This is a genomic window from Peribacillus sp. NPDC097675, from assembly GCF_050277655.1.
Classification (GTDB): Bacteria; Bacillota; Bacilli; order Bacillales; family DSM-1321; genus Peribacillus.
The window spans coordinates 1-26,669 of record NZ_JBNNSK010000016.1 but is presented as its reverse complement, the minus strand read 5'-3'; the positions used below and the strand labels follow the sequence as shown (position 1 = coordinate 26,669).

Genomic DNA, 26,669 nt, shown 5'->3' with positions numbered 1-26,669 from the left:
TCAAGTATACCATTCGCTCTACAAACTATTCGCCCATCCTAGCTTTTATAAATAAAGTAATCGAAATCGGCATGTAGGTTTTGGCCTGTTGTGTCTTGACACTGCATACCTACGAACGCTCCCGTGAAAAAGCCTCCACCTTGTATATAGTCGTCCGAAAGTTTATAAGAGTCGAACATCACAGGGATCGTTATCCACTCTTCTCCATCCAGGGAGTATGAGTATTGGTAAACGTTCATTTTCACTTCGACTCGGAGGAAAATATACGTAACCTCATCCGGTATGATGATTTCTTTTCCTTGTAATGGTTGCGAAAAACTATAATTATCACAAGCCACGAGTTCAATCATTCTGCCTTTCTCTTCATTCCAAGTGATTTGGCACGATGACCAGTTTTGAGTATTGTAATAGTTCACCAACCCAGCAGATTGCTGAATCATGGTGGGATTAAAAGCCAATTTGGTCTCGGCAGTAAACGTGAAGTGCTGCCAACGTCTTGCAACCAATGCTTGCGTGAATTTAGAGGTTAAGGATTCTTTTCCGTACAGTCGTAAATGTCCAGGGTTATCCCTTAATGACACAGTATCCTCCCCCAATGGGATGCGTAGATTCTGGAAATGAAGATTCAGAGATTCTGTGTCAAAATCATCTTTCTCCGGAAAATCCCTTCCCCATCGAACCTCTTCCATTTGCGGTCCTTCTATTTCTAGTGAAGGTTCATTTCCACCCAGAACGTAAGGCCAATCATTTTTCCACTCCAGCCTTTGTATCGCCGTTTCCCGTCCAAGCGGACAAAAACCTCGCGGATCTAATAATGCTTGCCCTTCTTTCTGAAGGGGACGTCCTGTTAAATGAACAAGAAACCACTCATCCGTATGCGTATGTACGATAGATGCATGCCCGGCTTTTTGAAGTGGGTTTCTTGGCGCTCCGAATGAAGAGATTAATGGATTATCAGGATGCACTTCATAAGGTCCCCTCAGTTGTCTGGAACGGGCAATCGTTGCCTGATGATCATATCTTGTACCACCTTCAGCGGTTAATAAATAATAATAGCCATTTACCTTGTAAATATGTGGAGCTTCCGTAAGTTTAATATCGGTCCCTTTGAATATGATTTCCATTTTTCCAACTAGCTTTTTCTCTTCGACACTATATTCCTGCAAAGCGATACCTAGGAAATGATGTTGCCCCACGCGATGATCCCACACCATGTTCACCAAGTACTTTTTGCCATCTTCATCATGAAATAAAGATGGGTCGAATCCTGTGCTGTTCAAATAGATTGGCTCCGTCCACTCCCCATCGATTGCATCACAGGTCACGAGATAATTATGACAATCCTTCCACTGCCCATCCACGACCTTGACATCCGTATAAATGAGCCAAAACTGGTTGTCATGATAAGACAAGGCCGGTGCCCAAACTCCTCCAGAATCCGGATTGCCCATCATGTTCAATTTACTTATACGGTTTAAAGGACGCGATACCAGGCGCCAATTCTTCAAGTCCTTCGAATGATAAATCCCTACACCCGGAAACCACTCGAATGTGGAAACGGCGATATAATAATCTTCTTCCACTCGACAAATGCACGGGTCAGGATTAAATCCTGTTAATATTGGATTGGTGATAACAGTCATCTTTACACCCCTATTCTATTTTTTAATAATCAGACCACTTACCTGATTAATTCTTTTACATCATTCATCTTATTTTTCTTGATTTCTATCTGGCGGAAGCTGTACATTCCCCCAAACATCATGACCCATGCAAATGATACGACACTGAAAAACGGAATCAGACTTGGTTGGTACAACAAGACGAATAATATAGCCGCCATACTTCCTATCATCAATAAGCTCATGTGAATATGAAAAACGCCCAATAGGAAAGCTTGCTTCAGATAATCCATCCATTTCAGTTCGTAATGGACATACACGGGAAAAAAATATAGAAGAGTTATCAGGTATAAACATGCCACAATCAGCAATGGCACTGCCACTGCCAATGAAAGCGTTCCACCCATTTTGATTAGATAGGCGGCATCAAGTGTGATGCATGCCCCCACCAAGACAAGAATCGCTCCCAAACCATTCGCCCTCTTGAACTCACTCCTATATACATCCCGGAATGTACGCCAAACGGGAACCTCCCATTCTTTCATCATCCATTTTCGTATAATGGTAAAGAGGGCGACAGTCGCAGGAAAAAAACCAAACACAAGCAATCCTGCCACCGTGAATAGGAACCATAATAGATTGACGTAAGCAAGCCTCATGATCCACTCACATAAAACATACAGCTTCCCCATTGTTCTCTCTAAAACGATGGAAAACACCCCTCTCGATATAACTGACAGGCCCTTGTTGCATTATCCTTTGACCGAACCCGCTGCGATGCCTTCGACAATCCGATTACTTAAAATGAGGAACGCTATCAAAATTGGGAGAATACTAATAACGAGTGTTGCCCCAATCGCCCCCCAATCAGTCGTATATTGTCCAATGAAATTTTGAATCCCGACGGTAATCGTCTTAAAGCGATCAGAACTTATAAACGTATTAACGAAAACGAATTCGTTCCAGTTATAAATCATGTTGATAATTCCTGCCGTTGCCATGACAGGCATTGTCATCGGTAGGGTGATCTTGAAAAAGATATGATGAATCGATGCTCCATCCATGACAGCTGCTTCTTCCACCTCAAGAGGCAAAGCTTCATAAAACCCCAACAAAATCATGATTGTCACGGGAAGATTAAAGGCTGTAAAGGCCAAAATGACCGAAAGAGGATTATCTATAAGGTTTATTTTTGTAAAGGTACTGAATAAAGGAATGAGTGTGGAATGGACAGGGATCATTAACCCTACCATGAACAAACCTAATACCAGTTTACTTCCTTTCCATTTCATCCTCGTCAACGCAAAAGTCACCATGCTCGCCAATAGGACAGTCAAAATAACCGCAACAGCTGTATAGACTACGCTATTAAAGAAATATAAACTGATGTTCCCTTCCGTCCAAACCTTTACATAATTTTCCCATTTCGGAGTTTCTGGAATGGAAAAGGGCGACATATTAAAGACTTCCTGATTATCTTTCAATGAAAAAAGAAAAAGCCAAATGATCGGGAATATCTGAAAAACGGCTACAATGATTAAAAAAAGATACATCATTCCTTTAAGTAGTCGACCAAAAATCGTTCTCGAAACAGGCTTCACTTCTTTTTCCACTACCAAAATGGGTGGCACCGTTGATTTTAAAGACTCCATCTAATCTCCCCTCGCTTTAGTAGATATCATCGTTCGCCGCCGTCAGCCTTCTTATGATATATGTCACCACAAGACAGATCACTAAGAGAAAAAAGCCAACCGCACTTGCATATCCAAAATCGAAGCTTTTAAAAGCTTTTTGATACATATAAGAAGCCATGACTTCGCTCGCTCCATTAGGTCCACCGCCTGTCATTACATAAATGAGATCAAAGTACTTAAGTGAACCCACGACAGCAAGAACGATTGTCACTTTGATCACATTCATGATCAGTGGCAACTTAATTTTCAAGGCGACTTGCAATGAGGTAGCTCCATCGACTTTGGCAGCTTCGATGAGAGATTCCGGGATGTTTTTGAGTGCCGCATAATAAATGAGAATATAAAAACCTGCGTACTGCCAAATGATTGGAATGATGATGGCATATAAGGCTAGATCCGTCTCCGCAAGCCATGCAGGCGGGTTGTCGATTCCGAGAGAGACGAGGAGGGTGTTTAATATCCCATTGGTCGGATGATAGATCTTCAACCATAGCTGGGCAATTGCAACCGACGCAAGAAGCATGGGAATCAAATAAATCTTCCTAAGCAAATCGGCCCCCTTCACTTTACTGGCAAGGATAAAGGAAATGAATAAATAGCCTATCAAGCTAAGCGCTGAAAACAAAGCCAACAAAAAGGAGTGCAAGGCACTTTTCCAAAAAAGTGAATCATTTAGGAGGTTTGCATAATTTTTTAAACCAATAAACTCTTTTTCGCCAATTCCGTTCCATTTCATTAGACCGAAATATCCCGTCTGCACAATCGGAACATAGATGAGGGCAATAATGAGCAAGAGTGCTGGAGCAACGTACAAGGCGATTACTTTCTTATTGGACATGACATTATTCATTTCGTTCAACTCCTTTCCCGATGAAGAAAGAGGACTACCAGCTACCGATATGTCCTCTTTCCATAGATTCTCTAATTATTTCCCTCTTCGGCCTTCAGGGCATCCTCGTGTTGCTTGGCAAAATCTTTCGGTTTCACTTCATTCCCATATAAGGATTGAATCAAGTTCAAATGTGTTTCCGCAACAGAGGCGCTCATTTGGACATCAGCAAATAATGTAAGGTTGCTGGCTTTATTTAATTCATTCAATACATCGATATAAAGCGGCGGCAAGTCTACTGAGGCTGTATCAACCTTTGTTGCTGGAATGATTCCTGCTTTCTCAACAGCTTGCTCTCCCCATTTTTCCACAAAGTATTTCACAAATTTCTTTGATTCTTCCTTGACTTCAGAGTTTTCCGAAACGAACATGCCAACGCCAGGTCCACCTACCCAGCTATCGAGTTCTCCCTTTCCACCTTCATAAACAGGGAATTTAAAGAACCCTATATTGTCACGGAATTCTTGTGGTATTTCTTCATTTGTCGTGAAGTTTGGAAGCTCCCATGTCCCCATTAGATACATGGCTGCATTCCCATTATAAAATTCAGCTTTTCCTTCATCATTAGACATGCCATTGAAACCTTTATTGAATGCATTTGCTTTTACAAGGCTCTGAATCTCTTCGGCAGCAGTGATCAGGGCAGGATCTTCGAAAGAACCTGTGCGATCGATTGCCTTATTCAATACTTCGGTACCACCGATTCTGTCAGCTAAGTACATATACCATAAGGATCCTGTCCAGCGATCCTTGTTACCAAGAGCGATTGGTGCGACACCTTTAGCAGCAAGTGTTTTAACAATTTTTTGGAATTCTTCATACGTTTGGGGCACTTCCAGATTGTACTTTTTAAAAATTTCCTTATTATAATAAATCGGAGCAATGTTCAATTCTAAAGGTAGACCATATGTTTTGCCTTCTAACGCGTACGCTTCAGTAGTACCGCTAACAAAAGAATCTTTTAAACCATCGTCCAACACATCATCCAATTCTGCAAAAAGCCCTCCTTTTACAAAAGGAGTCATATATCCTGCAGCCCAAGTAAACCCAACATCAGGGAGTTCATTGGAAGAGGATAATACTTTCATTTTGTTCTTGTATTGTTCATTTTCAAGCACTTCCACTTTAATCTTTACATCCTTATTTTCCGCTTCGTACTGCTTGATGATATCCGTCACAATCAAATTTTGTTGTTTGGAGCTACCAGCTGGCCACAAGTGCATGAATGTAATCGTTTTGTCTTTGGAATCGCTTTCATTTCCTGCCTTATCAGATCCGCTGCAACCAGCTAAAGCCCCTATAAGGAGAAGAACGAGCACAAGCATTAAAGTATGCGTTTTCTTAACCATCTTAAACCCCCTAATATCTTTGTTTTCCTAACAACTAAAGTTTAGCATCCTGCCATGGTCACGGTAAGGTAACAGTGGTTGGGGAAAATCCCATTATTATTGGTTATTCATTCCATCCAGTTCTGGCATTTTCCTGTATTTACTCGGCGTTACACCCTCATACTCCTTGAAAATTTTAATGAAGTATTTAGCTGTTTGATACCCGGCCTTTTGAGCGATTTCTTCTATTTGAGCGTCCGTGGTCAATAATAGTTTCTTTGAAAGTTGAAGCCTCTTTCGGGTAACGTACTCACTAAATGTTAAACGGGTATGTTCTTTAAAAAGCACACTGAAGTAGCTTGCATTTAAATGGACAGCATCCGCTACCTGCTTCAAGGTTAGAGGATTGCTTACGTTCTGACTAATGAAGGAAATGGCCTCGTTGATGGCTGAGTTCGAATGCCCTATACTCCTATCTATCCTAAGCAGTTGATGATCGGCTACCTTTTCCATATATTCCGCACGCTCCATACTCGCTTCCGTTTCTAAGGCTTGTTCCACAGCCTCGATCAGTTTTTGCTTACTTACCGGTTTTAGAAGATAATTCACCACACTGAGACGAATCGCTTCCTGGGCATACTGAAAATCTGGATGGCCTGAAATGATGATGCCCACAAACCTATATCCCTTGTTCTTCAAGCTTTGTAAAAGCTGCAAACCGGTCATCTCAGGCATACAGATATCCGTAATCAACAAGTGTACTTTAGATAGGTTCATTACTTCGTGAGCTTCGGTCCCATCAGATGCACTAAGAATCTCGTATTGCCCTTTCGACCACTTTTCCAGTGTTTTTTTCAATCCTTGTCTCGTTTTCTCCTCATCATCCACTATTAAAATCGTTTTTGTCTCCACATTCAGTTACCTCCTTTTATTGGAATATTGAATGTTACCTTGGTCCCCCTGCTCCACTCACTATCTAACTTAAGACCCTTTAGCAAATGCCCGTCATAATATAAACGGAGCCTTTTATTGACATTAATAAGGGCGACACCCATTTCCTTAAAGGAAGATATCCCTTCACTTTCAAGAGCTAGATTAAGAGAATGAAGAGTATCCTCGTCCATTCCAAAACCGTTATCCTCCACCGTTACTTCCAAGCTTGATGCTTCTTCCATTTTCCGCACCTTAATAGATACGGTCCCTTGTCTCCTGCTTTTCTCGATTCCATGCAGAATGGCATTTTCAACCAATGGCTGCACGATCAGCTTCGGAACCCTCACTTGTAGGCATTCTGGCGGAACCTCTATTTGCCATAAAAGTCGATCTCCAAGCCTCATTTTCATAACTTGTAAATAACGCTCGATATGATCAAGTTCATCGGAAATGGTCACCCATTCATTACCCTTCATATCTCCTATCGTATAACGAAAAAGCTCCGACATCGCTATGACTATATCAGCCAAATCATCTTGATCCTCTTCTTCCAAAGACCAATAAAGGGCATTTAGCGTATTATAAAGAAAGTGGGGATCTATTTGAGCTTGTAACGCCTTCAACTCGGTTTGACTACGTAGCAACTCCTTTTCATATACTTCCTGAATCAAATGATTCGTATTATCCACCATTTGGTTATATGTATTATTCAACTCGATGATTTCCAAGGAACCTGAGCTTTCATAATTCGTTCTCAATTGATCCATCTTGGCTTTTTTCATTGTTCTAGTCAGTCTTTTAATCGGATTGGTGATCATCGTCGCTAAAAAGACAGATGATACAAGGAAAATGATGAAACCGATGCTCCCCGCAACCAAAGTAACATTCCGAACGGCCGTGATTCGCTCTTGGAGGAAACTTGTAGGTTTTAAAATTACGATGGTCCATCCTAATTTTTCCGATACATGTTTTACCACCATATACTCCGTTCCATCAATCATAACCACTTCGTCCCCATGAGACAGAATATTCCGAATATCTATTCCGTAGTTATCTGAAATCGGACTTTTATCTAAATCAAGTAGCATCATATAATCTCCTTGATCACTGATCCTTTCTTCCATTTGAAAGTAACTATTCGAAATCCTTACCAATAAGTAGCCTCCATTTGAATACATATGGTCCATTAAGCTAACTCTTCTAATGGCATAGGAATAATTTTTGTTATTCGGGTCTTTTCCAATCCAAACCAACCTTCCCTTTTTTGAGTCGGCTAAAGTGACCCACTTCTGATCAATCATGCTAGATATGCTTTTTTCACTAAAAGGGTACATTCTTTTTCCATCAGTCGAATATAGTTCAAACGAGGAAATCCCGTTCGAATAAGCGAGGAAATTATTAATCACCTTAATCAGTTCTGTTTTCTCGGACGATTCCATACCTTCATCATTTTCGACGAACTTTTGAACGGTTCCATTGGTGACTACTTGATTCGAGAGCATATCAATCTGTTGATAAACCGTCTCCATCCTTCCGTTTGCTTCAATGGCCGTTTGCTTAATCAACTTTTCCGTAGCATCTCTCATTAAAGTTCCGACTTGCTTATAAACCAGTAAAGAAACAATACATAGTACAATCATCATGACTGTCAGAAATACAGTCACAATCTGGTTTCTCAATGTATTCAACTTTTTAAAATATGATCTAATGTTAGCTATCGTCATCACCTATTCTATAAAACTATGTTATTCCCAATACATGTATTTTACCAAATTTTCTCATTTTATCACATGATTATTTTCCGGATGAGGGCCCACTAGTAAACTTTCCATTATGTTGCCCCGCGAAAAAGGGGTTTCTAGCTGCAGTGATATGTCTCAGGGCGTCATATGTTATTTTGGTGGGTTCTCTAAAAGAAAATTCACTAGATGCTATGTTATAATGAGTGAATAAGAACCACAATAATTTACATACGATCAAAAAGGGGCTGTGTTACCAATGACTCATGAACTTACCATGCCAGTGGAAATATCCATCAAAGAAAAAAAGAAACTCTCAAAAGGAAAAGTACTGCAAACCATCGTATTCTCGCGATGTAAGATGGTTGAAGTGGAATCATCATTAAACGAAAATTATTATCTCATTTACTATAAAAATACCCTTGTATATGGTGAAAAAGTAGAAAAAGTAGAAAAGAATTCATTCATCGATAAAATACGTAAAATGGGTATTGTCTTAGATTCAGATCATCCATTCCTCTCCGCGATCATCCCCAGCGAAACCGCCACTATTCCAAACAAAAACAAGCTATTCTCCCAACTTCAAAACCAATACTCTCTTCAGGAAGTAGCTTACATCGCTACGACTCTCGACTCATTTTTCACAAAAAAACAACTGACGAATGTCATTTACAAAATCTTTTACCACTTCAGAAGAAATGGTAACTATATGCAGGCCTTTCAAGTCATTCAAATCTTACACAGCTTTGATCCCGATTTGAATTCAGCGAGAGAGATTAAAAATTCACTGGAATTTTACTCCTACATGGAGTTTTACAAATCCTCGGCACTTTCTGCCATTCAACAAAAAGATCCGCTTTATGTTGAATCGTATTGCTTCAAAAACAGGTTCCAAGCTGATGAAGGAAGAATGTTAGTAGATCTATTGAAAAAACAGAATGCTTTCTCGGACATCGTCCTACTCTGGATGGAGAAAATTCAAAAGGGGTCAAATGTGACTTCTGTTGAAACGTACACTAATATGGCCTTACAATTCATAACCATGGAGAAATGGATAGTCACGCTTGATTACCTAAATATCAATCCGTTTCAAGTGTTACCACAAACTAAGACGATGATCGATAACATGCTTTTAGAAGAGCGATATGAAACGGCGGCTCTCTACTTATTAAATTTCCTTAACGCCCTTCCAGAAACCTATGAGGAAATTTTACATACATTATGGGAACATTTAGATACCACATTCATCGCCGATCATCTAGATACGTTTTTGTTAGTGATTTCTCAGCTCGTTCTCTCAGAGGGCGAAGATCAATCGGAACAAAGACTATTACAGCTTATTGGTAAATTACTAGAAACCTATGATCTTAAAGAGGTACATGAAAAGCTGCTCCCTATCCAAACGTCAGCACCACATTCACCAGTATTTAAAAAGATAAATAGAATGCTCGTCTTGCTGGATGATCCCGATCAAATGATGGAATTAGGTCAATATTATGCAGAGTTTAAGCGATATGATGAAGCCATAGAATGCTTCTCATGGGAAATGGAACTGTATCCTGACGACCCTACTCCTGTATCACAATTATCCAAAATGTATCAAAATAAAGGGATGGTTGAAGAAGCGTTTGCTTACCATCAAATTTATGATTCATTGAAATAGTGACAAACTCCCTACCTGCAAAAAAGAATAGGAACCCTACCTTCATTTCCTGCAAATATTTGGATGGATCCCGACTTATAATTATGGCTGTCGCAGATGTGAAGTTCACATCTGCGACAGCCATTTATTTTTCATCCAATATCGTTTTCTCGAATTCAGTCCTTAAAGGAGTCATCGAATCCTACCAGTCAACATGATTTAAGTCATCTGTTCCAAGATTCATCTTTAAGTCCGTATGGAACTTCGGAGTCCCCCCATAACTATAACTATGCACTTCCACAATAACGACAGAATTCCTCCGACAGGCACAAAAAAACTAGACACACTGAGTGCCTAGCTTTTCCATCATTTATTAAAAGTAATGTTCTCTATACCTTGTCCCAAATTAATGGTCGTTTCCCTTGGCTTTGTTTCGGCAATCAATTTCCCATTTCTGAAGGAATAGCGTACCGTGGCCTGTTTACGGACTGCTTCGTATTCATTTTCTGCCGACAAAACGATAAAGTTGGCAGGTTTTCCCGCCTCAATTCCATAGTGGTCTTCAATCTGTAAGGTTTTTGCACTATTGGCGGTAATTAAATCGATGGAATTGACAATTTGCTCGTATCCCATTAGTTGAGAAGCATGAATGCCCATATGCAGCACTTGCAACATGTTCCCTGTTCCTAGTGGATACCATGGGTCGAATATGTCATCGTGACCAAAGCATACGTTCAGTCCTGCTTCCTGTAATTCTTTGACACGGGTTAAGCCTCTTCGTTTTGGATACGTATCGAACCTTCCTTGAAGGTGAATATTCACCAATGGATTGGATACGAAGTTTATGGATGAAAGCTTCAATAAGCGAAACAACTTATATGTATAAGCATCATTATATGAACCCATTGCCGTCGTATGGCTGGCGGTCGTTCGTGTACCTAGTCCCCGCTCGTAAGCTTCGTTTGCGACGACTTCGACAAAACGTGATTGCTCATCATCGATTTCATCACAATGTATATCCACGAGACGGTCGTATTTTTCCGCTAAATCAAACGCAATCTTCATCGATTCCACTCCATATTCGCGAGTGAATTCAAAGTGCGGAATGCCCCCTACAACATCGGCACCCATTTTTAGCGCTTCTTCCAGTAATCCCGTTCCATTTGGATACGACAAGATTCCTTCCTGTGGAAAAGCCACTAACTGTAAATCAACGAAGTCTGACATTTCTTCTTTTACTTCGAGCATGGCTTTTAGAGCCGTAAGATCCGGATCGGTCACATCGATATGTGTCCGAACATGCTGGATTCCTTGAGCGATTTGCCATTTCAAAGCCGTTTTTGCCCTGGTTTTTACATCTTCATTCGTCAAGGACTCTTTTCTCTGGGACCAACGCTGGATTCCTTCAAATAAAGTCCCACTTTGGTTCCACTCTGGCTCTCCTGCCGTCAACGTCGTGTCAAGGTGGATATGCGGTTCAATAAAGGGGGGTAAAACAAGTGACCCCTCCACATCATAAATTGGCTGATTCAACTCGTTATCATCATACTCATTAAGTACCTGCTCAACTGAGTCTATCATTCCTTCTCTGACAACAATATTCCAAAGACCTTCTTTTCCTCTTAATTTAGCATGTTTAATAAGCATCAGATTGTACACCTCTTCTTAGATTATCGTGATTTTTATTAGTAGGTACAAGTTTCATCAAGGCAACATAGAGGACGACGGTCCCGATCAGGGCATTAATTGGCACGATGCCAGGTGCTAACTGGGCCAAAGTGACACCTCCTGCCCAAGCTATCATCGATAACCAATTGACCTTTTCAAAAAACATCTCTTCCAACTTTTCATATTTCCTGCGTTTCACGATAAAGTAGTCTGCTAAAATAATGGCCCCGATCGACGGGACTGCTGCTCCTAGTACATTCAAAAAACTGACGAAGTTATTATAAAGCCACATCGCTAACAATGTGCCAATAATTCCATTAACAACGACAAGCTTCTTCTTGGAAATTTTCGTAACATTGGCAAACCCCAATCCCGAAGCGTATAGGGCATTATCATTCGTTGTCCAAATATTCAGTCCTAATACGATAATCGCCGGCAAAATCAGCTCTTGCAAGAACATGATTTCCGAAATATCCGAAACGCCGTACGTCATTGCCCCAATCGCCCCGAATATGAACATCAATGAATTGCCTAGAAAAAAGGCTATCACAGTTGCGACAACAGCTGACCGAGTCGTCTTGGCAAAGCGGGCAAAGTCGGGCGTCAAGGTACCCCCGCTGATGAATGAACCAATGCAGATGGTTAAGGCAGCACCCACTCCCATCATTTCAGAAGGTTGATAGTTTAGCAACCCCTGAACCCCACCAATTGTTTCGGTTGCCTCAAATACCGAGTAGCTACCCAGAATGGCAATGGCCGGGACAGCAACGAATCCTAACAGCACGAGCGCTTTAATACCATAGATAGCTGATATCGTCATCATCAAGCCAAAACTTAAAATTAATAGATAGACATTAATCCCTGTTGCCTTTTCGACAGGAACCGCGAACATCGCCACCCCTACTCCAAACCAGCCTACTTGCGTTAGCCCCAGCAATAAAGAAGGCACATAAGAGCCTTTATCACCAAAGGCATACTTTGCAAGCAGATGTGTAGAAAGACCGGTCTTGGCGGCAATATGGGCCAACGCCCCCGTATAGATGCCGAGTACACAATTCCCCGCTAATACGATAAGAAGGAATTGAACCAATGTTAATCCTGTTCCCAATTCCCCTCCCGACCACATGCTTGCCGAGAAGAAAGTGAACCCCAGCATAATGGACAGAACTTTCCAAAAATTATTGCGACTTCCTTGCGGTACAGCTTGCCATGAAAACTCTGCATCTACTTTTTCCATAACGTCTCCTCCATTTTAAACTGATACCCACAAAGAAAAAAGAGGTCTATAGTCATCAACCGACAATAAACCTCTTCTGCATTATGACGAATGGTAGCCAGGCAAAAAAATGCATGGACATCTCCTACATCATAAAAATCCGTTGTCCTTGTCAGCCTCACGGGACTGAATTAAAGATACCAATATTTAATTATTAACATTATTCCAAAAAAAAGATGGTAAGTCAATACTAAGATGGCACCACAAATCAAAAAGGACTACACGTAGAGACTACGATGAAATTCAAACGTATTGTTTCTCAAGAAAATGATAGCGCCTTTGATGCCATCCAAAATCGCTTCCTCCTCTAGAACCTAAAAAGAATTTACTATATACTTTCATTAAAATGATAAAAAGCGTGGTGACCTTACTTGTTCAAACTCTTGTTAATTGAAGATGATACGACGTTATACAACGAGATTAAAAATAGATTGGCACAATGGTCCTATGATGTGCATGGCATTGAGGATTTTAGTAAGGTGATGCAGGAGTTCACAGCCATTAAGCCCGACTTGGTCATCATCGATATCCAGTTGCCTAAATTCGACGGGTTTCATTGGTGCAGGATGATTCGGAACCACTCGAATGTACCCATTCTCTTTTTATCATCACGTGACCATCCTACCGACATCGTGATGTCCATGCAGTTTGGCGCAGATGATTTCATCCAAAAACCCTTTCATTTTGATGTACTGATCGCCAAGATACAAGCGACGCTTCGCCGTGTCTATAATTACAATACAGAAAAAATCGAGCTCAAAACCTGGTGCGGCGCCACCTTGGATTATGAAAAGAATACAGTCACGAATGAAACAGGCACAATCGAGCTGACAAAGAATGAAGTGTTCATTTTAAAAAGACTGATTGAGCAGAAGAATAAGATTGTAAGCCGCGATGATTTAATCAATAGTTTATGGAATGATAAGCGTTTTATCAGCGATAATACACTGACCGTCAATGTAAACCGATTGAGAAAAAGACTCGATGAACTTGGTTTGGGGCAGTTCATCGAAACGAAAGTCGGACAAGGCTATATAGCGGTCGAAGAGGATATCGGATGATTAAGAATTTTATAATCGAACGGCTTAGCTGGATTGCTTTCTACACTTTCTTTCATTTATTTATCATTTTTGTCGCCTATGTTGATTCGGCAATCCCCTTAACCCCTGTTCTCTATATGGTCTTTTTATCATTCATCATGTTCTTCATTTTTTTGACCGTCCGCTACAAAAAGGAAACCAAATTCTATCGAAGCTTAGTGGAACGGGAAGATAATTTGGATTTGTCCAATATAGCGGAACCGGAAAGCCCTTTTGAACAAATCATTGAAAGAAGTATCAGCAATCAAATTGACTACTTGCAACAGACGGCTTCACAAGGACAAATGACATTGGAGCAAGAAAAAGACGAATTATTAGCTTGGATTCATGAAGTGAAAACGCCTTTGACGGCTCTACATTTAATGATGGATCGCATACAAGATGAAGAACTCAAATCTCATATGACGTATGAATGGCTCCGTATCCACCTTTTGCTTGATCAGCAATTACATCAACGGCGCCTGCCCTTCATGGAAAATGATTTATATATCGGTCACACGGATTTGGAATCGATCATTTTCGATGAGATTAAGACCTTACAGTCATGGTGCATACAAAAAGGAATTGGATTCGATATCCAATTGGAAAAGGCCGAGTGCTTGAGCGATAGTAAATGGATCTCATTTATCATCCGGCAACTTTTGACCAACAGCATCAAATATAGTGAAGAATCCGATATTTTGATACAGAGCCATGAATCCAATGGACAAACAATCCTCGAAGTGAAGGATGCTGGCCGCGGGATCGACCCAAGGGACCTTCCCCGCATTTTTGATAAGGGCTTCACATCAACGATCAATCATCAAGACCACGGGGCGACGGGGATGGGATTATATTTAACCAAAAAAGTCGCCGATTCTTTATTAATTGATATAAGCGTACAATCCACTCTCGGTGAAGGAACCACCTTCACCTTGACCTTTCCGAAACGAAATCAATTCGTAAAATTCCTTAGCATGTGACAAAGATGTCACATGCTTTTGTTCTTTGTTCGGCCAATCGAAGGAAATGAGAGGCCAAGACTTTTATAATGAAGATATCGAAATTAAGGGAGTGTATTGGAATGAATATACTAGAAGCGAAGAAAATCCATAAAAGCTACGGCAATAAATTTAATAAACAAGAAGTCTTGAAAGGGTTGGATATCAACATACACGAAGGAGAATTCGTGAGTATCATGGGAGCATCCGGTTCAGGAAAAACCACGCTGCTGAATGTCCTCTCCTCGATTGATAAGATTAGCACAGGAACCATTATTATCGAAGGAAAAGAAATTTCCAGTATGAAGGAAAAGAAGTTGGCTGCATTTCGCAAGAATCATCTAGGCTTCATCTTCCAGGACTATAACTTATTGGACACACTGACGGTCAAGGAAAATATCCTTTTACCTTTATCCATTACGAAAACACCGAGAAAAGAAGCCGAGCAAAAATTCGAAACACTCGCAAATGAACTTGGCATATATGAGATCAAGGACAAATATCCCAATGAGATTTCCGGCGGTCAAAAGCAACGCACCTCTGCTGCACGGGCCTTCATCCATGAACCAAGCATCATTTTCGCCGATGAGCCGACAGGCGCCCTTGATTCAAAGGCCGCTTCCGACTTATTGAACAAGATGAGTGATTTAAATAAAAAACGTAAAGCCACCATCATCATGGTTACGCATGACTCTGTGGCAGCCAGTTACTGTAGTCGCGTCATCTTCATTAAAGATGGACAGATTTATTCCCAGTTGAATAAAGGAGAAGAAACGAGACAAACCTTCTTCAAAGACATCATGAAAACCCAAGCTGTACTAGGTGGGGTGCAAAATGAGCATTAATCAACTCATCTTTCGCAGTCTGAAAAAGAACCTAAAGAATTATTATCTGTACGTTTTTGCTTTAATCTTCAGTGCCTCCCTTTATTTTGCTTTTGTCACCCTGCAATATGATCCATCGATGGACGAAGCAAGTGGCACGATTAAGGGGGGAGCTGCCATTCGAGCAGCCTCCATCTTATTGATTGCTATCGTTTCCATCTTTCTTTTATATGCCAATAGCATCTTCATCAAACGGCGCAGTAAGGAAATCGGCTTGTTTCAATTGATAGGCATGACCAAAAACAGGATCTTCCGAATCCTGAGCGTTGAAAACTTCATCCTGTATTTCTGTTCTGTATTCCTTGGGATATTTGTAGGCTTTGCGGCTTCAAAATTGATTATCATGATATTGTACAAAGTGACGGGCGTCCAGGCAATCGCTGCGCTTCACTTTACCATCCAACCATTCATACAGACTCTGATCGTGTTTAGTATCATCTATCTATTCATCATGTTGATGAACTATGTATTCATTAAGAGACAGACCATATTAGCGCTATTTAGGGTAACTTCAAGCACAGAAGGCAAGGTGAAGAAGGTCTCGATTCTTGAAATGATCCTTGGTATGGCTGGAATCATCCTTATCATTGCCGGCTATTATGTGTCAACGAAGTTATTCGATGGATCTTTCACCCAAACGAACTCGCTATTAATAGCCATGCTATTCATTTTGGGATCCGTCATCATCGGAACCTACCTATTTTATAAGGGATCTGTCTCTTTTATCTTTAATATGATCCGCAAGAAGAAAAATGGATACCTGAACATCAATGAAGTGTTATCGATTTCATCCATCATGTTCCGGATGAAATCCAATTCCGTTTTACTGACCATCATCACGACCGTTTCCGCTCTTGCAATCGGATTATTATCCTTAACCTATATCTCTTATTACTCATCGGAGAAGATGGCCAAATCCTATATACCTTCTGACTTTGCCCTGGCCAATGGAGAGGATTCAAACAAACTAAAAGAAGCTTTGGCAACTAAATCAATCGGATTTGACGAAAATAAGATAGAGGTCATTTGGGCAGAAGTCAATATAGAAGATATACTGGAGAGTGCCCTAGAAGAAGCGAATTTCGACCCGAATATCATGAGCCTAGCGATTGTGAGTGACCGGTCGGTGAAGAGCATCGACGTCACACCGAAAGAGACCATCTTTAGCGGGTATAGTGCGGCACTACAGAGTTTCACATCACTCAGTGATTCCGGGAAAATTGAATTGAAGGGGAGAAATGTTAGCATTCCCCAAAACTATTTAGGACCAAAAGACGATTCCATCCTCCCCTCCTATTTAACGAATGGCGGATTGCCAGTCGCCATTGTCGATCAAACAGTCTTTGACCGTTTGAAAAAGGACGTAGACCCTGAAAGGCAAATGAAAAATTCCGTTTATTATGGAATTGATCTAAAGAATAAAGATGATATTGAAAAAGCAAATGATGTTTTCGATACAATCGCTTTCAAAAATAAAGAGTATAGTGCTTCACAATTCCAAGAACTGCAAAGTATAAAAATGAATATGGGTCTTACGATGTTCATCGTCGGCTTTTTAGGATTAACGTTCTTAATCACATCAGGATGTATCCTCTATTTTAAACAAATGGATGAGAGCGAAAATGAAAAGGCGAACTATACCATATTGCGAAAACTTGGTTTTACACAAAGTGATTTGTTAAAAGGAATTCAGGCCAAACAGGTCTTCAACTTTGGAATTCCGTTATTCGTCGGGTTATTCCACAGCTACTTTGCCGTTAAATCCGGCTGGTTCTTCTTCGGTACGGAAATTTGGACACCTATGATCATCGTCATGGTCCTCTACACCATATTGTACTCAATTTTTGGTATCCTTTCCGTTTTCCATTACAAAAAGGTGATTAAGGATTCCCTTTAAACCTAACCAAAAGCTCCAGGTCCAAAAGAGACCTGGAGCTTTTGGCATGTCTTATCTATCACATCATCACCTGTTGAACGATTTCCCTATTACGTTTTTTAAAGAGGCATCAGGCTTGAATGAACTATTTTGCTTTATTCACGGCATTGGCGGCATTCCATTGATACAGAAAAACGGACATGATCCATGGCAGAATCATGTCCGTTTTTCCTATGGTACAGCATGATTGTTGAATTTGAATGAATATTTACAAAATAAAATCTTTGACTTACTAATGAAAATGATGTAAATTACCAATGGGCGAACAATTTTTATAATAAAATAATATAATATTCGTATATAGAGGTGTTAATGTTGGAAAATGTATTTGATTACGAAGATATTCAATTAATTCCCGCAAAATGTATAGTTGATAGCCGCTCGGAATGTGATACAACGGTAAGATTGGGTAAACATGCATTTAAGTTACCTGTGGTACCTGCCAATATGCAAACGATAATAGACGAAAAGATTGCTACTTACTTAGCGGAAAATGGTTATTTCTATATCATGCATCGATTTGAACCAGAAAAGCGAAAATCCTTTATTAGAGATATGCATGCTCGTGAATTGATCTCTTCCATTAGTGTAGGCGTCAAAGAAGAAGAATATGGATTCATCCAAGAACTTGCAGAAGAACAGCTTGTTCCCGATTACATTACAATAGATATTGCCCATGGTCATTCCAATGCAGTAATCAAGATGATTCAGCATATTAAGCAATATTTACCGGAGAGTTTCGTCATTGCAGGAAATGTTGGGACGCCTGAAGCAGTAAGAGAATTAGAACATGCCGGTGCTGATGCTACCAAGGTCGGAATCGGACCAGGTAAGGTATGCATTACGAAAATCAAAACCGGATTCGGTACGGGCGGTTGGCAATTGGCCGCATTACGCCTATGTGCAAAAGCTGCAAGCAAACCCATTATTGCTGACGGTGGAATTCGTACACATGGTGATATCGCGAAGTCCGTTAGATTCGGTGCGACCATGGTGATGATTGGTTCTTTATTTGCAGGTCATGATGAATCTCCAGGGGAAACTGTCGAAAAAGATGGAAAGGCCTTTAAAGAGTATTTTGGGTCGGCTTCAGAGTTCCAAAAAGGTGAAAAGAAAAATGTTGAAGGCAAGAAAATGTTTGTCGAGCACAAAGGTGCTTTACAAGATACATTGAAAGAAATGGAACAAGATCTTCAATCTTCTATTTCTTATGCTGGTGGTAACAAGCTCGAAGCGATTCGTACCGTTGACTATGTGATTGTGAAGAATTCAATCTTCAATGGTGACAAAATCTATTGACCCCTATCAACCGGGTGAGTAAGCAGCCTAACAAGGTTTTGCTCACCCGGTTGTTTTTATTTTATTGATTCTCACTCACCACGATCAGTAGCCATATGATCCGTAGCGATGTAACTAAATGTCATAGCGGGGCCTATTGTTGCACCTGGACCCGGGTAGGATTCTCCCATTACAGCGGCTGAACAGTTTCCAGCTGCATATAACCCTATAATGGGGCTACCATTTTCATGTAACACCCTTGCATGCTGATCAATCGTCAATCCTCCCTTCGTTCCGATATCACCCGGATAAATCGGGATTGCATAAAAAGGAGCCTTTTCAATGGGAGCAAGATTAGGATTAGGTAAAGTGGGATCTCCGTAATAGTGATCATAGGCACTATCACCACGATGGAAGTCTTCATCTTTTCCTTCCCGCGCAAACCGATTGAACCTATCTAGGGTCGCTGTTAAATTGTCGACCGGCAATCCTGTTTTTTCAGCAATTTCAACAAGGGAATTCCCGACCTTTATGTAACCACTCTCCACCCACCGTTTCGGAAAGCTTTGTCCAGGTAAGAGTCCCATAAACATATAACGGCTTTTGGAAGTCTTGTCGAGTATCAACCATGAAGGAATCGTATGGGCACCCGTTTTATCGTTTTCATACATCCGGTCAACGAACTCATGATAGGGTGCAACTTCATTGAGATACCGTTCCGCTCCGCTATTTACCACAATCATATTGGGAATCCCACGTTCTGCAACTAAGAAGAATGGCTTTTCTCCAGGCGGGATAGCTGAAGGTGCTCCCCATACTTTATCCATCAAATCCAGCTTTGCACCGGCACGAAGGCTTGCTTCAATAATATCGCCAGTTTGCCCTTCGGCAGCGGAAGTCCATTCTGTTGAAGTCGGAGCAGGCAGGTACTTCTCCCTAAGCACTTGGTTATGCGAAAACCCACCAGCACCAAGCACTACACCACGACGGGCTTGTATATTCATCTTCTTTCCTTCACGCTCGACCACTAACCCGTTTACTTTCCCATCTTCGAGCACAAAATCGCAAAAGGCAGTCGATAACCATAACTCCCCGCCTGCTTCTCCTAAAGAGAGTCGTAAACTTCCAACGAGAGCTTCCCCTAATGCCGAAGGACGGTATCCAGTTAATACGCTTCTCATCAAGCGCATGCCGACTCTTAATGCCATCTTCTTACCTGCAAAAACCCGCTTGATCATATTTAATTTATGAAATTCATAAGAGTTCATCACCATTCCATATGTCGGTAAATTTGCTCGTCTCATTTTTTTACGTTCTTCCCCTAATTGACGTAAATCAAAAAGTACCGGTTCCACTGACCTGCCTTTAGAAAAGCCCCCCGGTTTCTCAGGGTAGTAGTCTGAATAGCCAGGCGTATATTCAAACCGTATATGTTTGGTACGTTCATGTAAATAACGAAGCATCTCTGGACCTCGATTTAAATAGGCTTCTTTCAGCTCTGAAGGAACACGATCGCCAACTGTCGCATCCAAATAGGCACGAGCTTCTTCTGTTGAATCGCCCACATTCGCTTCTTCCAAATACTGATTCATCGGAATCCAAACGGCCCCACCCGACAATGCAGTCGAGCCACCATATAACTCGGTCTTTTCCAGCACTAAAGAGGACATTCCTTTCAATTGTGCCGTTAGACCCGCTGTCAATCCCGCTGCTCCTGACCCGACTACCAAAACATCATAACTAGCATCCCAATCCATCTTATTCCTCCTCTATACCGTTTTGTCATTAATCGGAAACGCAGGTGTGTTTGTACAGTTTTTTATTGAACTTCAGCAATTCCTGCATCTTCATCTTAGATAAGGGCTCAAGAAATTTCTCCATTAACTCGATTCTTTGGTTTCTCAAGACTTTAAGTAACTCTCTACCTTGCTCAGTGATTTCAAGGTAAACAATCCTTCGATCCCCTTTATTACGTGTTCTTTGAATAAGCTGATCTCTGACTAATTTATCAGTGATTCCGGTAATCCCTCCCGTCGAAAGAGAGAGGGATACAGCCAAATGAGAAGCCATCAACCTTCCCTCTGCTTCTAACATCTCTAAGGCAAGTGCCTGTGTAACGGAATAGCCATGCTCGCTACTAGAAACCCACTCCTGTGCCCAACGCTTGTTAAGGATCCAAAACAGCTCAAATAGTGTTGACAATTCTTCTTCTCTCATAGTCCATCCCTTTCCACTTCCTTTACACGTAAATCTCTTACTACCAAGAATCTTACAAATAACATATCTATAGTATGACTATGAAGGGAAATGGGTTTTTAGAAGGCTTGCCCTTCTACCTTTCTCGAACAAATGAAACAAAAGAAGGCCATGCCCACTATGCAATGGGCTTGGCCTTCTAAACCTTACAAAACAAAAAACGGTGCGCATATGGATAAGAGCACCGTTTATTCTTTTTCTCAATTTACAAAGAGATATAACCTTTTATGGTCATCCTCAAATGCCTGCTGGTTCTTTTCCGTGAGATCCATCCATTTCACTTTTTTACATCTTTCTTCTAGCCGTGCGCTTAACTCATCTTCAATTTCATGCATGAAGCGAATAATCTCCTCATACGTCATATTAAAGTGTCGGGCTGCAAGACGCGGAGGAGAATGCTTCACCAATAATCTCATAAATTGATCGACCGTATCCGCTTTTGAAGCTAGGTAGTCTTCTTCATACACGATAAACTCATACACTTTTCGCTTCATGCCAGTAAGCCTGGACACTTCGTCCCGCAATAGAAATTCCATTAATCTCTCGTTCATATGCTATACCTCGTATATGGTTATATTTATTTTTCCTGCAAAATCGCCTTGATATCAGGGACATTTACTTACTAGTAATTATGACACCGGAAACATCAGCCATCAAGCGTATCCTTACTTTATAACGAGATATGATGATGTAAATATAGTATTATATGCTTGTTGCCATGGAGAGGTTATTCGCAGAGAAGAAGTGAAGGTCTTCCCATCGATTTACATCTTACTATGAATAATCCTTCGAAAAATCGATAAAATAATGAGTATACAGGTCGTCTCATAATGCCATTCTACCCTGAAAGTCATTTATTTTGGATGTTAAATGAATATTTTCGCCAAATTCAAGTATAATAAATGTAATATTTAGTTAATTCTAAAATTTGGTATGGAATTTATGTTTGCATAGGGGTAAAATAAAGCAAATGGCATCTTGTTTTTTTCTTCATGTTTCCGAGGAGTTAAAGGGTGGGTATAGTACGTACATAGAGGCAGCTGAAATGCTGTCCGACATATCGGTTGTTTTCATTTGTTCAGAATAACAATGAAAAGAATAGGAGTGATTTTGTTTGAAACCTTCAACAAATCGCATGTTAACCCGTATTAAATCCGTTTATATGTTCATTAGTAACAACGGTACGGTTTCTACTCAAGAGCTTGTAGAAGAATTTGGCATCACTCCTCGAACAGTACAACGCGATTTAAATGTCCTAGAGTACAACGACCTTGTTCAAAGCCCAAGCCGTGGTGTTTGGACAACAACAAGCAAAAAAGTGAAGATGTCATCTTAAAAAAGAAATACCACCCGAACAAAATCGATATGTTAAAGTAAAATGAGGCGGATCAGTAGTCCGCCTCATTTTCTCTGGTTTCATTACTCAGCAGGTTGACCGGCTTTCAGCTGTTCAAGTTCTTCGGCCGTTAACTCCCGGTATTCTCCGAGTTCTAGTTCCTCGTCGAGCTGCAGACTTCCCATCGAAAGACGCTTCAGATACACGACTTTTTTCCCGACAGCTTCAAACATCCGCTTCACCTGATGGAATTTCCCTTCCATAATCGTCAATTCAATATCTGAAGTCAAACCTGACTTTAAGATATTCAACTCACCTGGTTTCGTTTTATATCCATCGTCGAGTGTGACACCGTCACGGAATGCTTCGATATCCCGATCCGTGACTTCGCTGTCAATGACCGCAAAATACGTTTTCGGAATATGTTTCTTCGGGGATAAGAGTTGGTGTGCAAGCTTTCCGTCATTAGTGATCAACAACAGTCCCTCTGTATCTTTATCCAGTCGCCCTACGGGAAATGGTTCGAAGACTGCATCCTCCGGTTCCAAGATATCTATGACCGTCTCTTGGTGTTTGTCTTCCGTTGCGGACAATACACCTGGGGGCTTATTCATCATTAAATAAATGAATTCTCTATATTCAACCCGCTCGTCATGAACCGTTACGATTTCCACATCAGGATCCACCTGTTCTTTAGCATCCTTCAATACCCTATCATTGACCTTCACGGCTCCAGATTTCAGGAGCTTTTTCACTTCTTTCCTGCTTCCATACCCTATATTGGATAGTATTTTATCTATTCTCATTGTTTCCTCCTAAAGCCTTTTCAGTAAAAAGCCTTGCCCATTTTCATGACAGGCAAGGCCAATATATTTAAATCAGGGGATACTATACCTTTACCCTGATTTTTACATATTAAACATGTATTTCATAAACCGAGTTTTTTCCTTAATCTGTCGATACGTGTCCCGAATAAACGGTGAGCCAGTTTGCTTTTCAAGGAAAGAGCCGCATAGATGAGTGCTCCAAAAATTGCACATACAGCTGTAATCAGTATGGCCTGAAAGCGCCCTTCAGAGGTTAACCATAGAGTTAACAAGCTATGAAGACCCCACACGCCAAATCCCATGATTGCGGAAAACGTCGTCATCAAGATGGTCCTTCTAATAGTAAGACTGTAACGATATCCCGTGAAATAAGTGATGACGTACAAATTCAATAGAACGGCCGCTAAATAGCCCAATGCTGTCGCATAAACCGACCCTTCCGTTTCAAACAGTTTGATGAACGGGATATTCAAGCTAAGCTTGACCAAAAACCCGACAAGCAAACTGAGCACTGTATATTTCTGCTGATTGATTCCTTGTAATACAGCGGCAGAAACCGAAAAGAGTGCAAAGAGAACCGAAACTGGTGCATAGGCTTTCAGCACGCTAATCCCTAGCAAGTCGTGGCTGTAGAAGGCACTATAAATGGGATCTGCAAGCACCGACATGCCGACAACCGCCGGAATCGTAATAAATAATAAAATTTGAAAAGCCTGATCGAGCTGACGGGTGAATTCAGTTTGATCCTCACTTACATACGCCTTCGTCACCGATGGCAACAGCGCCATGGAAAACCCAGTAGCAAGCGTCATCGGTATGACGACAAGTTTTTGGGCATAGACGTTAAGTACCCCAAGTGCCTCTTCTGCCACATGCAACAATCCAATTGAGGACATCGCCCGATTAAAAGTCATCGTATCCACAATTTGGAACAACGGCATCGCAATCCCGACAAAGATGAATGGAATCGATGACAAGAAAATTTCTTTATAAATCTGGATGATAGAGATGGACATCGTTCCCCGGTCTCTCTCCATCAAGCTGTCCAAATACGGTTTTTGTTTCTTCCAATACCAAAACAAGACGACCAAACCGCCAAGTGCGCCGACAGTCGCCGCGAAAGTTGCCATTTGAATGGCTCTCACCAATTCACCATCAAGGACATGCAGGACAACATACACACCAGCTAGTAAAAAAACAATCCGGACGATTTGCTCGACCACTTGTGAAATCGCAGTTGGCTCCATCGCTTCATGTCCTTGGAAATAACCACGGATGATACTCATGAACGGTACAAGAATCAAGGCGAAACTGATCGCCCGGATGACTGCCGTAACATCACTGGCACTATCTTGATTAGCACCAAATAAAATTGTTAGCACCGGTGCCAATGAATAAAGAATCACAAAGGCAAGGAGACCAGTAATAGCCATTAATTTCAAACTCGATTTGAACAGCTTTTCTCCTACTGCATATTCTTCGAGCGCATTATACTTCGATATAAATTTAGAAACAGCAAGCGGCATACCTGCCGTGGCGAAACTAATGAATATCGTATAGGGAACATACCCATATTGATAAAGTGTAGCCCCTTTATTTCCAACCATATGTTCGAATGGGATGACGTAAAATAAACCAAGAATCTTGGAAATTATCGCTCCCAGGGTTAATATAAAAGCCCCTTTTAAAAACTTAGACGACATTTTATCCCTTCCTGCCTCTTTCAGTTACGTTTCACACGCTCTTTATCTTAACATAATAAAGGATTTTTTCTATAGAAAACTACACTCAAGTTTATCGTTTTCGTCGATAATATACAAACATATCATTCCTTTTTATTGTAGTTCGCATTCTAACGAGGTATTGCTATATAATGAAGAGACTGAAAAGATAAAGGCGTGATACTTTTGAAATATGATGTAATAGTAATTGGCGGGGGACCCTCCGGTTTAATGGCAGCCATTGCAGCTGGCGAAAAAGGTTCCCACGTATTATTAGTGGATAAAGGCGAGAAGTTAGGTAGAAAACTAGCGATTTCGGGCGGTGGGCGTTGCAATGTGACGAACCGACTCTCCATCGATGAAATCATTCAGCATATCCCTGGAAACGGGCGATTTTTATATAGTGCTTTCTCGGAATTCAACAATGAAGACATTATACAATTCTTCGAAAAGTTAGGCGTGGCCCTAAAAGAAGAAGATCATGGCAGGATGTTCCCGGTCAACGATAAAGCTCAAAGTGTCGTCGATGCCCTGTTGACGCGCTTGGCTGATTTAAAGGTGAAAATCTATAAGAATTCACCGGTTGCCGAAGTTCTCTATGATCATGGTAAAACGAGTGGTGTCCGGTTAAAAGATGGACAAATCTTTGAAACTGATGCCGTCGTGATAGCTGTCGGAGGGAAATCCGTCCCGCAAACCGGCTCAACCGGTGATGGCTATGCATGGGCACGCAAGGCCGGACATACGATTACCGATTTGTTCCCGACGGAAGTGCCGGTCCTAAGTAATGAGACATTCATTAAGGAAAAAACACTGCAAGGTCTCGCCCTTCGTGATGTTTCATTGAGTGTGTTAAACCCTAAAGGAAAAACGTTGATTACGCATAAAATGGACATGCTGTTTACCCACTTCGGTGTTTCAGGTCCAGCCGTTCTTCGATGCAGCCAGTTCGTCGTCAAGGCCATGAAAAAATGGAACCTTCCCGAAGTAACGATGAAAATCGATGCCCTTCCAGATCGAAACAAAGATGAAGTTTTCCAGGATATCTTGAAGGAAATCAAGGCCGAACCAAAAAAAGCCATCAAAAACACGTTAAAAGGTCTGGTACCGGAACGTTATCTCCACTTCTTGCTGGAACGGAGCGGAATCGACCTTCAAGAACAAGGTGCGACGATTTCGAATGAAAAAATACGCCGTTTCGCCGAACTATGCAAAGACTTCCAATTCGGAGTCCATGGCACCCAGTCAATTGAAAAAGCATTCGTTACCGGCGGCGGTGTATCCGTCAAAGAAATCCAACCTAAGGAAATGGCCTCCAAATTAATGGACGGATTGTATTTCTGTGGGGAAATTTTGGATATTCACGGATATACGGGCGGCTATAATATCACCTCAGCTTTAGTAACCGGCCGTCTAGCCGGCATGAATGCTGCGCTATATGCTCGTTCATAAAACCTTAAGAAGCGGCTGTCCCAAAAGTCAGGAAAATGACTTTTGAGGGCAGCCCTTTTTCTATTGAAAAAAGCATACAAAAAAACCGTCTTTTCTTGTAAAATGAAA

Annotated in this window: 24 protein-coding genes; 10 read left to right on the top strand and 14 right to left on the bottom strand. The window is 41.1% G+C overall.

All coding sequences use genetic code 11. The annotated features are described in order from the left end of the window. Positions 1–38: 38 nt before the first annotated feature. From ACQKL5_RS19300 to ACQKL5_RS19270, 7 genes are all read right to left on the bottom strand, one after another. Positions 39–1,643, bottom strand: a complete 1,605-nt coding sequence (locus ACQKL5_RS19300; RefSeq protein WP_427610490.1) for a glycoside hydrolase family 43 protein — start codon at positions 1,641–1,643, stop codon at positions 39–41. 38 nt (positions 1,644–1,681) lie between these two features. After that, positions 1,682–2,314, bottom strand: coding sequence for a YesL family protein (locus ACQKL5_RS19295; protein ID WP_427610489.1), 633 nt, complete (start codon positions 2,312–2,314; stop codon positions 1,682–1,684). A gap of 60 nt (positions 2,315–2,374) precedes the next feature. Next, entirely contained in the window at positions 2,375–3,274 is a 900-nt protein-coding gene (locus ACQKL5_RS19290; protein WP_427610488.1) for a carbohydrate ABC transporter permease, read from the bottom strand. 16 nt (positions 3,275–3,290) lie between these two features. Continuing rightward, positions 3,291–4,166 (bottom strand): carbohydrate ABC transporter permease, encoded by an 876-nt coding sequence (locus ACQKL5_RS19285; RefSeq protein ID WP_427610487.1) that lies wholly within the window; start codon positions 4,164–4,166, stop codon positions 3,291–3,293. Positions 4,167–4,237: 71 nt separating this feature from the next. Further along, positions 4,238–5,554 carry an extracellular solute-binding protein gene (locus ACQKL5_RS19280; protein ID WP_427610486.1) on the bottom strand — a complete coding sequence of 439 codons (1,317 nt, stop codon included), beginning with the start codon at positions 5,552–5,554 and terminating at the stop codon, positions 4,238–4,240. A gap of 96 nt (positions 5,555–5,650) precedes the next feature. After that, positions 5,651–6,445, bottom strand: a complete 795-nt coding sequence (locus ACQKL5_RS19275; protein WP_427610485.1) for a response regulator transcription factor — start codon at positions 6,443–6,445, stop codon at positions 5,651–5,653. 2 nt (positions 6,446–6,447) lie between these two features. Next, complete coding sequence (locus ACQKL5_RS19270; RefSeq protein WP_427610484.1) at positions 6,448–8,109, bottom strand: sensor histidine kinase; 1,662 nt, start codon at positions 8,107–8,109, stop codon at positions 6,448–6,450. A 355-nt stretch (positions 8,110–8,464) separates the two neighbouring features. On the opposite strand from ACQKL5_RS19270, the gene ACQKL5_RS19265 reads away from it, so the two are divergent. Then, complete coding sequence (locus ACQKL5_RS19265) at positions 8,465–9,868, top strand: tetratricopeptide repeat protein (protein ID WP_427610483.1); 1,404 nt, start codon at positions 8,465–8,467, stop codon at positions 9,866–9,868. 59 nt (positions 9,869–9,927) lie between these two features. Beyond that, positions 9,928–10,065: a hypothetical protein gene (locus ACQKL5_RS19260; protein WP_427610482.1), complete on the top strand. Its 138-nt coding sequence runs from the start codon at positions 9,928–9,930 to the stop codon at positions 10,063–10,065. 148 nt (positions 10,066–10,213) lie between these two features. Here ACQKL5_RS19260 and ACQKL5_RS19255 read toward each other — a convergent pair whose 3' ends face one another. Continuing rightward, entirely contained in the window at positions 10,214–11,494 is a 1,281-nt protein-coding gene (locus tag ACQKL5_RS19255; RefSeq protein ID WP_427610481.1) for a cytosine deaminase, read from the bottom strand. Continuing rightward, positions 11,484–12,752, bottom strand: coding sequence for a cytosine permease (gene codB, locus ACQKL5_RS19250; protein ID WP_427610480.1), 1,269 nt, complete (start codon positions 12,750–12,752; stop codon positions 11,484–11,486). Before codB ends, ACQKL5_RS19255 begins: the two co-directional genes overlap by 11 nt. Before the next feature lie 410 nt (positions 12,753–13,162). Between codB and ACQKL5_RS19245 the strand changes: the two genes are divergently transcribed. From ACQKL5_RS19245 to guaC, 6 genes are all read left to right on the top strand, one after another. Further along, the gene (locus ACQKL5_RS19245) at positions 13,163–13,852 is read left to right on the top strand and encodes a response regulator transcription factor (RefSeq protein ID WP_427610479.1); all 690 of its coding nucleotides are present in this window, start codon (positions 13,163–13,165) and stop codon (positions 13,850–13,852) included. After that, on the top strand, positions 13,849–14,853 hold the full coding sequence (locus ACQKL5_RS19240; protein ID WP_427610478.1) for a sensor histidine kinase: 1,005 nt from the start codon (positions 13,849–13,851) through the stop codon (positions 14,851–14,853). Before ACQKL5_RS19245 ends, ACQKL5_RS19240 begins: the two co-directional genes overlap by 4 nt. A 101-nt stretch (positions 14,854–14,954) precedes the next feature. Next, the gene (locus ACQKL5_RS19235; RefSeq protein WP_427610477.1) at positions 14,955–15,716 is read left to right on the top strand and encodes an ABC transporter ATP-binding protein; all 762 of its coding nucleotides are present in this window, start codon (positions 14,955–14,957) and stop codon (positions 15,714–15,716) included. Then, positions 15,706–17,652, top strand: coding sequence for an FtsX-like permease family protein (locus ACQKL5_RS19230; RefSeq protein WP_427610476.1), 1,947 nt, complete (start codon positions 15,706–15,708; stop codon positions 17,650–17,652). Before ACQKL5_RS19235 ends, ACQKL5_RS19230 begins: the two co-directional genes overlap by 11 nt. 46 nt (positions 17,653–17,698) lie before the next feature. Then, positions 17,699–17,878, top strand: coding sequence for a hypothetical protein (locus tag ACQKL5_RS19225; protein WP_427610475.1), 180 nt, complete (start codon positions 17,699–17,701; stop codon positions 17,876–17,878). 128 nt (positions 17,879–18,006) lie between these two features. Continuing rightward, the gene (guaC, locus tag ACQKL5_RS19220; protein WP_427610474.1) at positions 18,007–18,990 is read left to right on the top strand and encodes a GMP reductase; all 984 of its coding nucleotides are present in this window, start codon (positions 18,007–18,009) and stop codon (positions 18,988–18,990) included. A gap of 71 nt (positions 18,991–19,061) precedes the next feature. Here the strand turns inward: guaC and ACQKL5_RS19215 are convergent, their stop codons facing one another. The 3 genes from ACQKL5_RS19215 to ACQKL5_RS19205 all read right to left on the bottom strand — a co-directional run bounded on the left by ACQKL5_RS19215 (position 19,062) and on the right by ACQKL5_RS19205 (position 21,776). Then, positions 19,062–20,726, bottom strand: coding sequence for an FAD-binding protein (locus tag ACQKL5_RS19215; protein WP_427610473.1), 1,665 nt, complete (start codon positions 20,724–20,726; stop codon positions 19,062–19,064). Positions 20,727–20,754: 28 nt separating this feature from the next. Continuing rightward, on the bottom strand, positions 20,755–21,171 hold the full coding sequence (locus tag ACQKL5_RS19210; RefSeq protein ID WP_427610472.1) for a MarR family winged helix-turn-helix transcriptional regulator: 417 nt from the start codon (positions 21,169–21,171) through the stop codon (positions 20,755–20,757). A gap of 254 nt (positions 21,172–21,425) precedes the next feature. Further along, positions 21,426–21,776, bottom strand: coding sequence for a hypothetical protein (locus ACQKL5_RS19205; protein WP_427610471.1), 351 nt, complete (start codon positions 21,774–21,776; stop codon positions 21,426–21,428). A gap of 563 nt (positions 21,777–22,339) precedes the next feature. Here ACQKL5_RS19205 and ACQKL5_RS19200 point away from each other — a divergent pair. Beyond that, positions 22,340–22,561 (top strand): DeoR family transcriptional regulator, encoded by a 222-nt coding sequence (locus tag ACQKL5_RS19200; RefSeq protein ID WP_402874705.1) that lies wholly within the window; start codon positions 22,340–22,342, stop codon positions 22,559–22,561. A gap of 83 nt (positions 22,562–22,644) precedes the next feature. Here ACQKL5_RS19200 and ACQKL5_RS19195 read toward each other — a convergent pair whose 3' ends face one another. Together ACQKL5_RS19195 and ACQKL5_RS19190 are read right to left on the bottom strand one after the other, a co-directional pair. After that, positions 22,645–23,367 (bottom strand): pseudouridine synthase, encoded by a 723-nt coding sequence (locus ACQKL5_RS19195; protein ID WP_427610470.1) that lies wholly within the window; start codon positions 23,365–23,367, stop codon positions 22,645–22,647. Between the two features lie 122 nt (positions 23,368–23,489). Continuing rightward, on the bottom strand, positions 23,490–25,091 hold the full coding sequence (locus tag ACQKL5_RS19190; RefSeq protein ID WP_427610469.1) for a putative polysaccharide biosynthesis protein: 1,602 nt from the start codon (positions 25,089–25,091) through the stop codon (positions 23,490–23,492). Between the two features lie 204 nt (positions 25,092–25,295). Here ACQKL5_RS19190 and ACQKL5_RS19185 point away from each other — a divergent pair, with 204 nt between their 5' ends. Further along, complete coding sequence (locus ACQKL5_RS19185) at positions 25,296–26,561, top strand: NAD(P)/FAD-dependent oxidoreductase (protein WP_427610468.1); 1,266 nt, start codon at positions 25,296–25,298, stop codon at positions 26,559–26,561. Positions 26,562–26,669 lie beyond the last annotated feature (108 nt).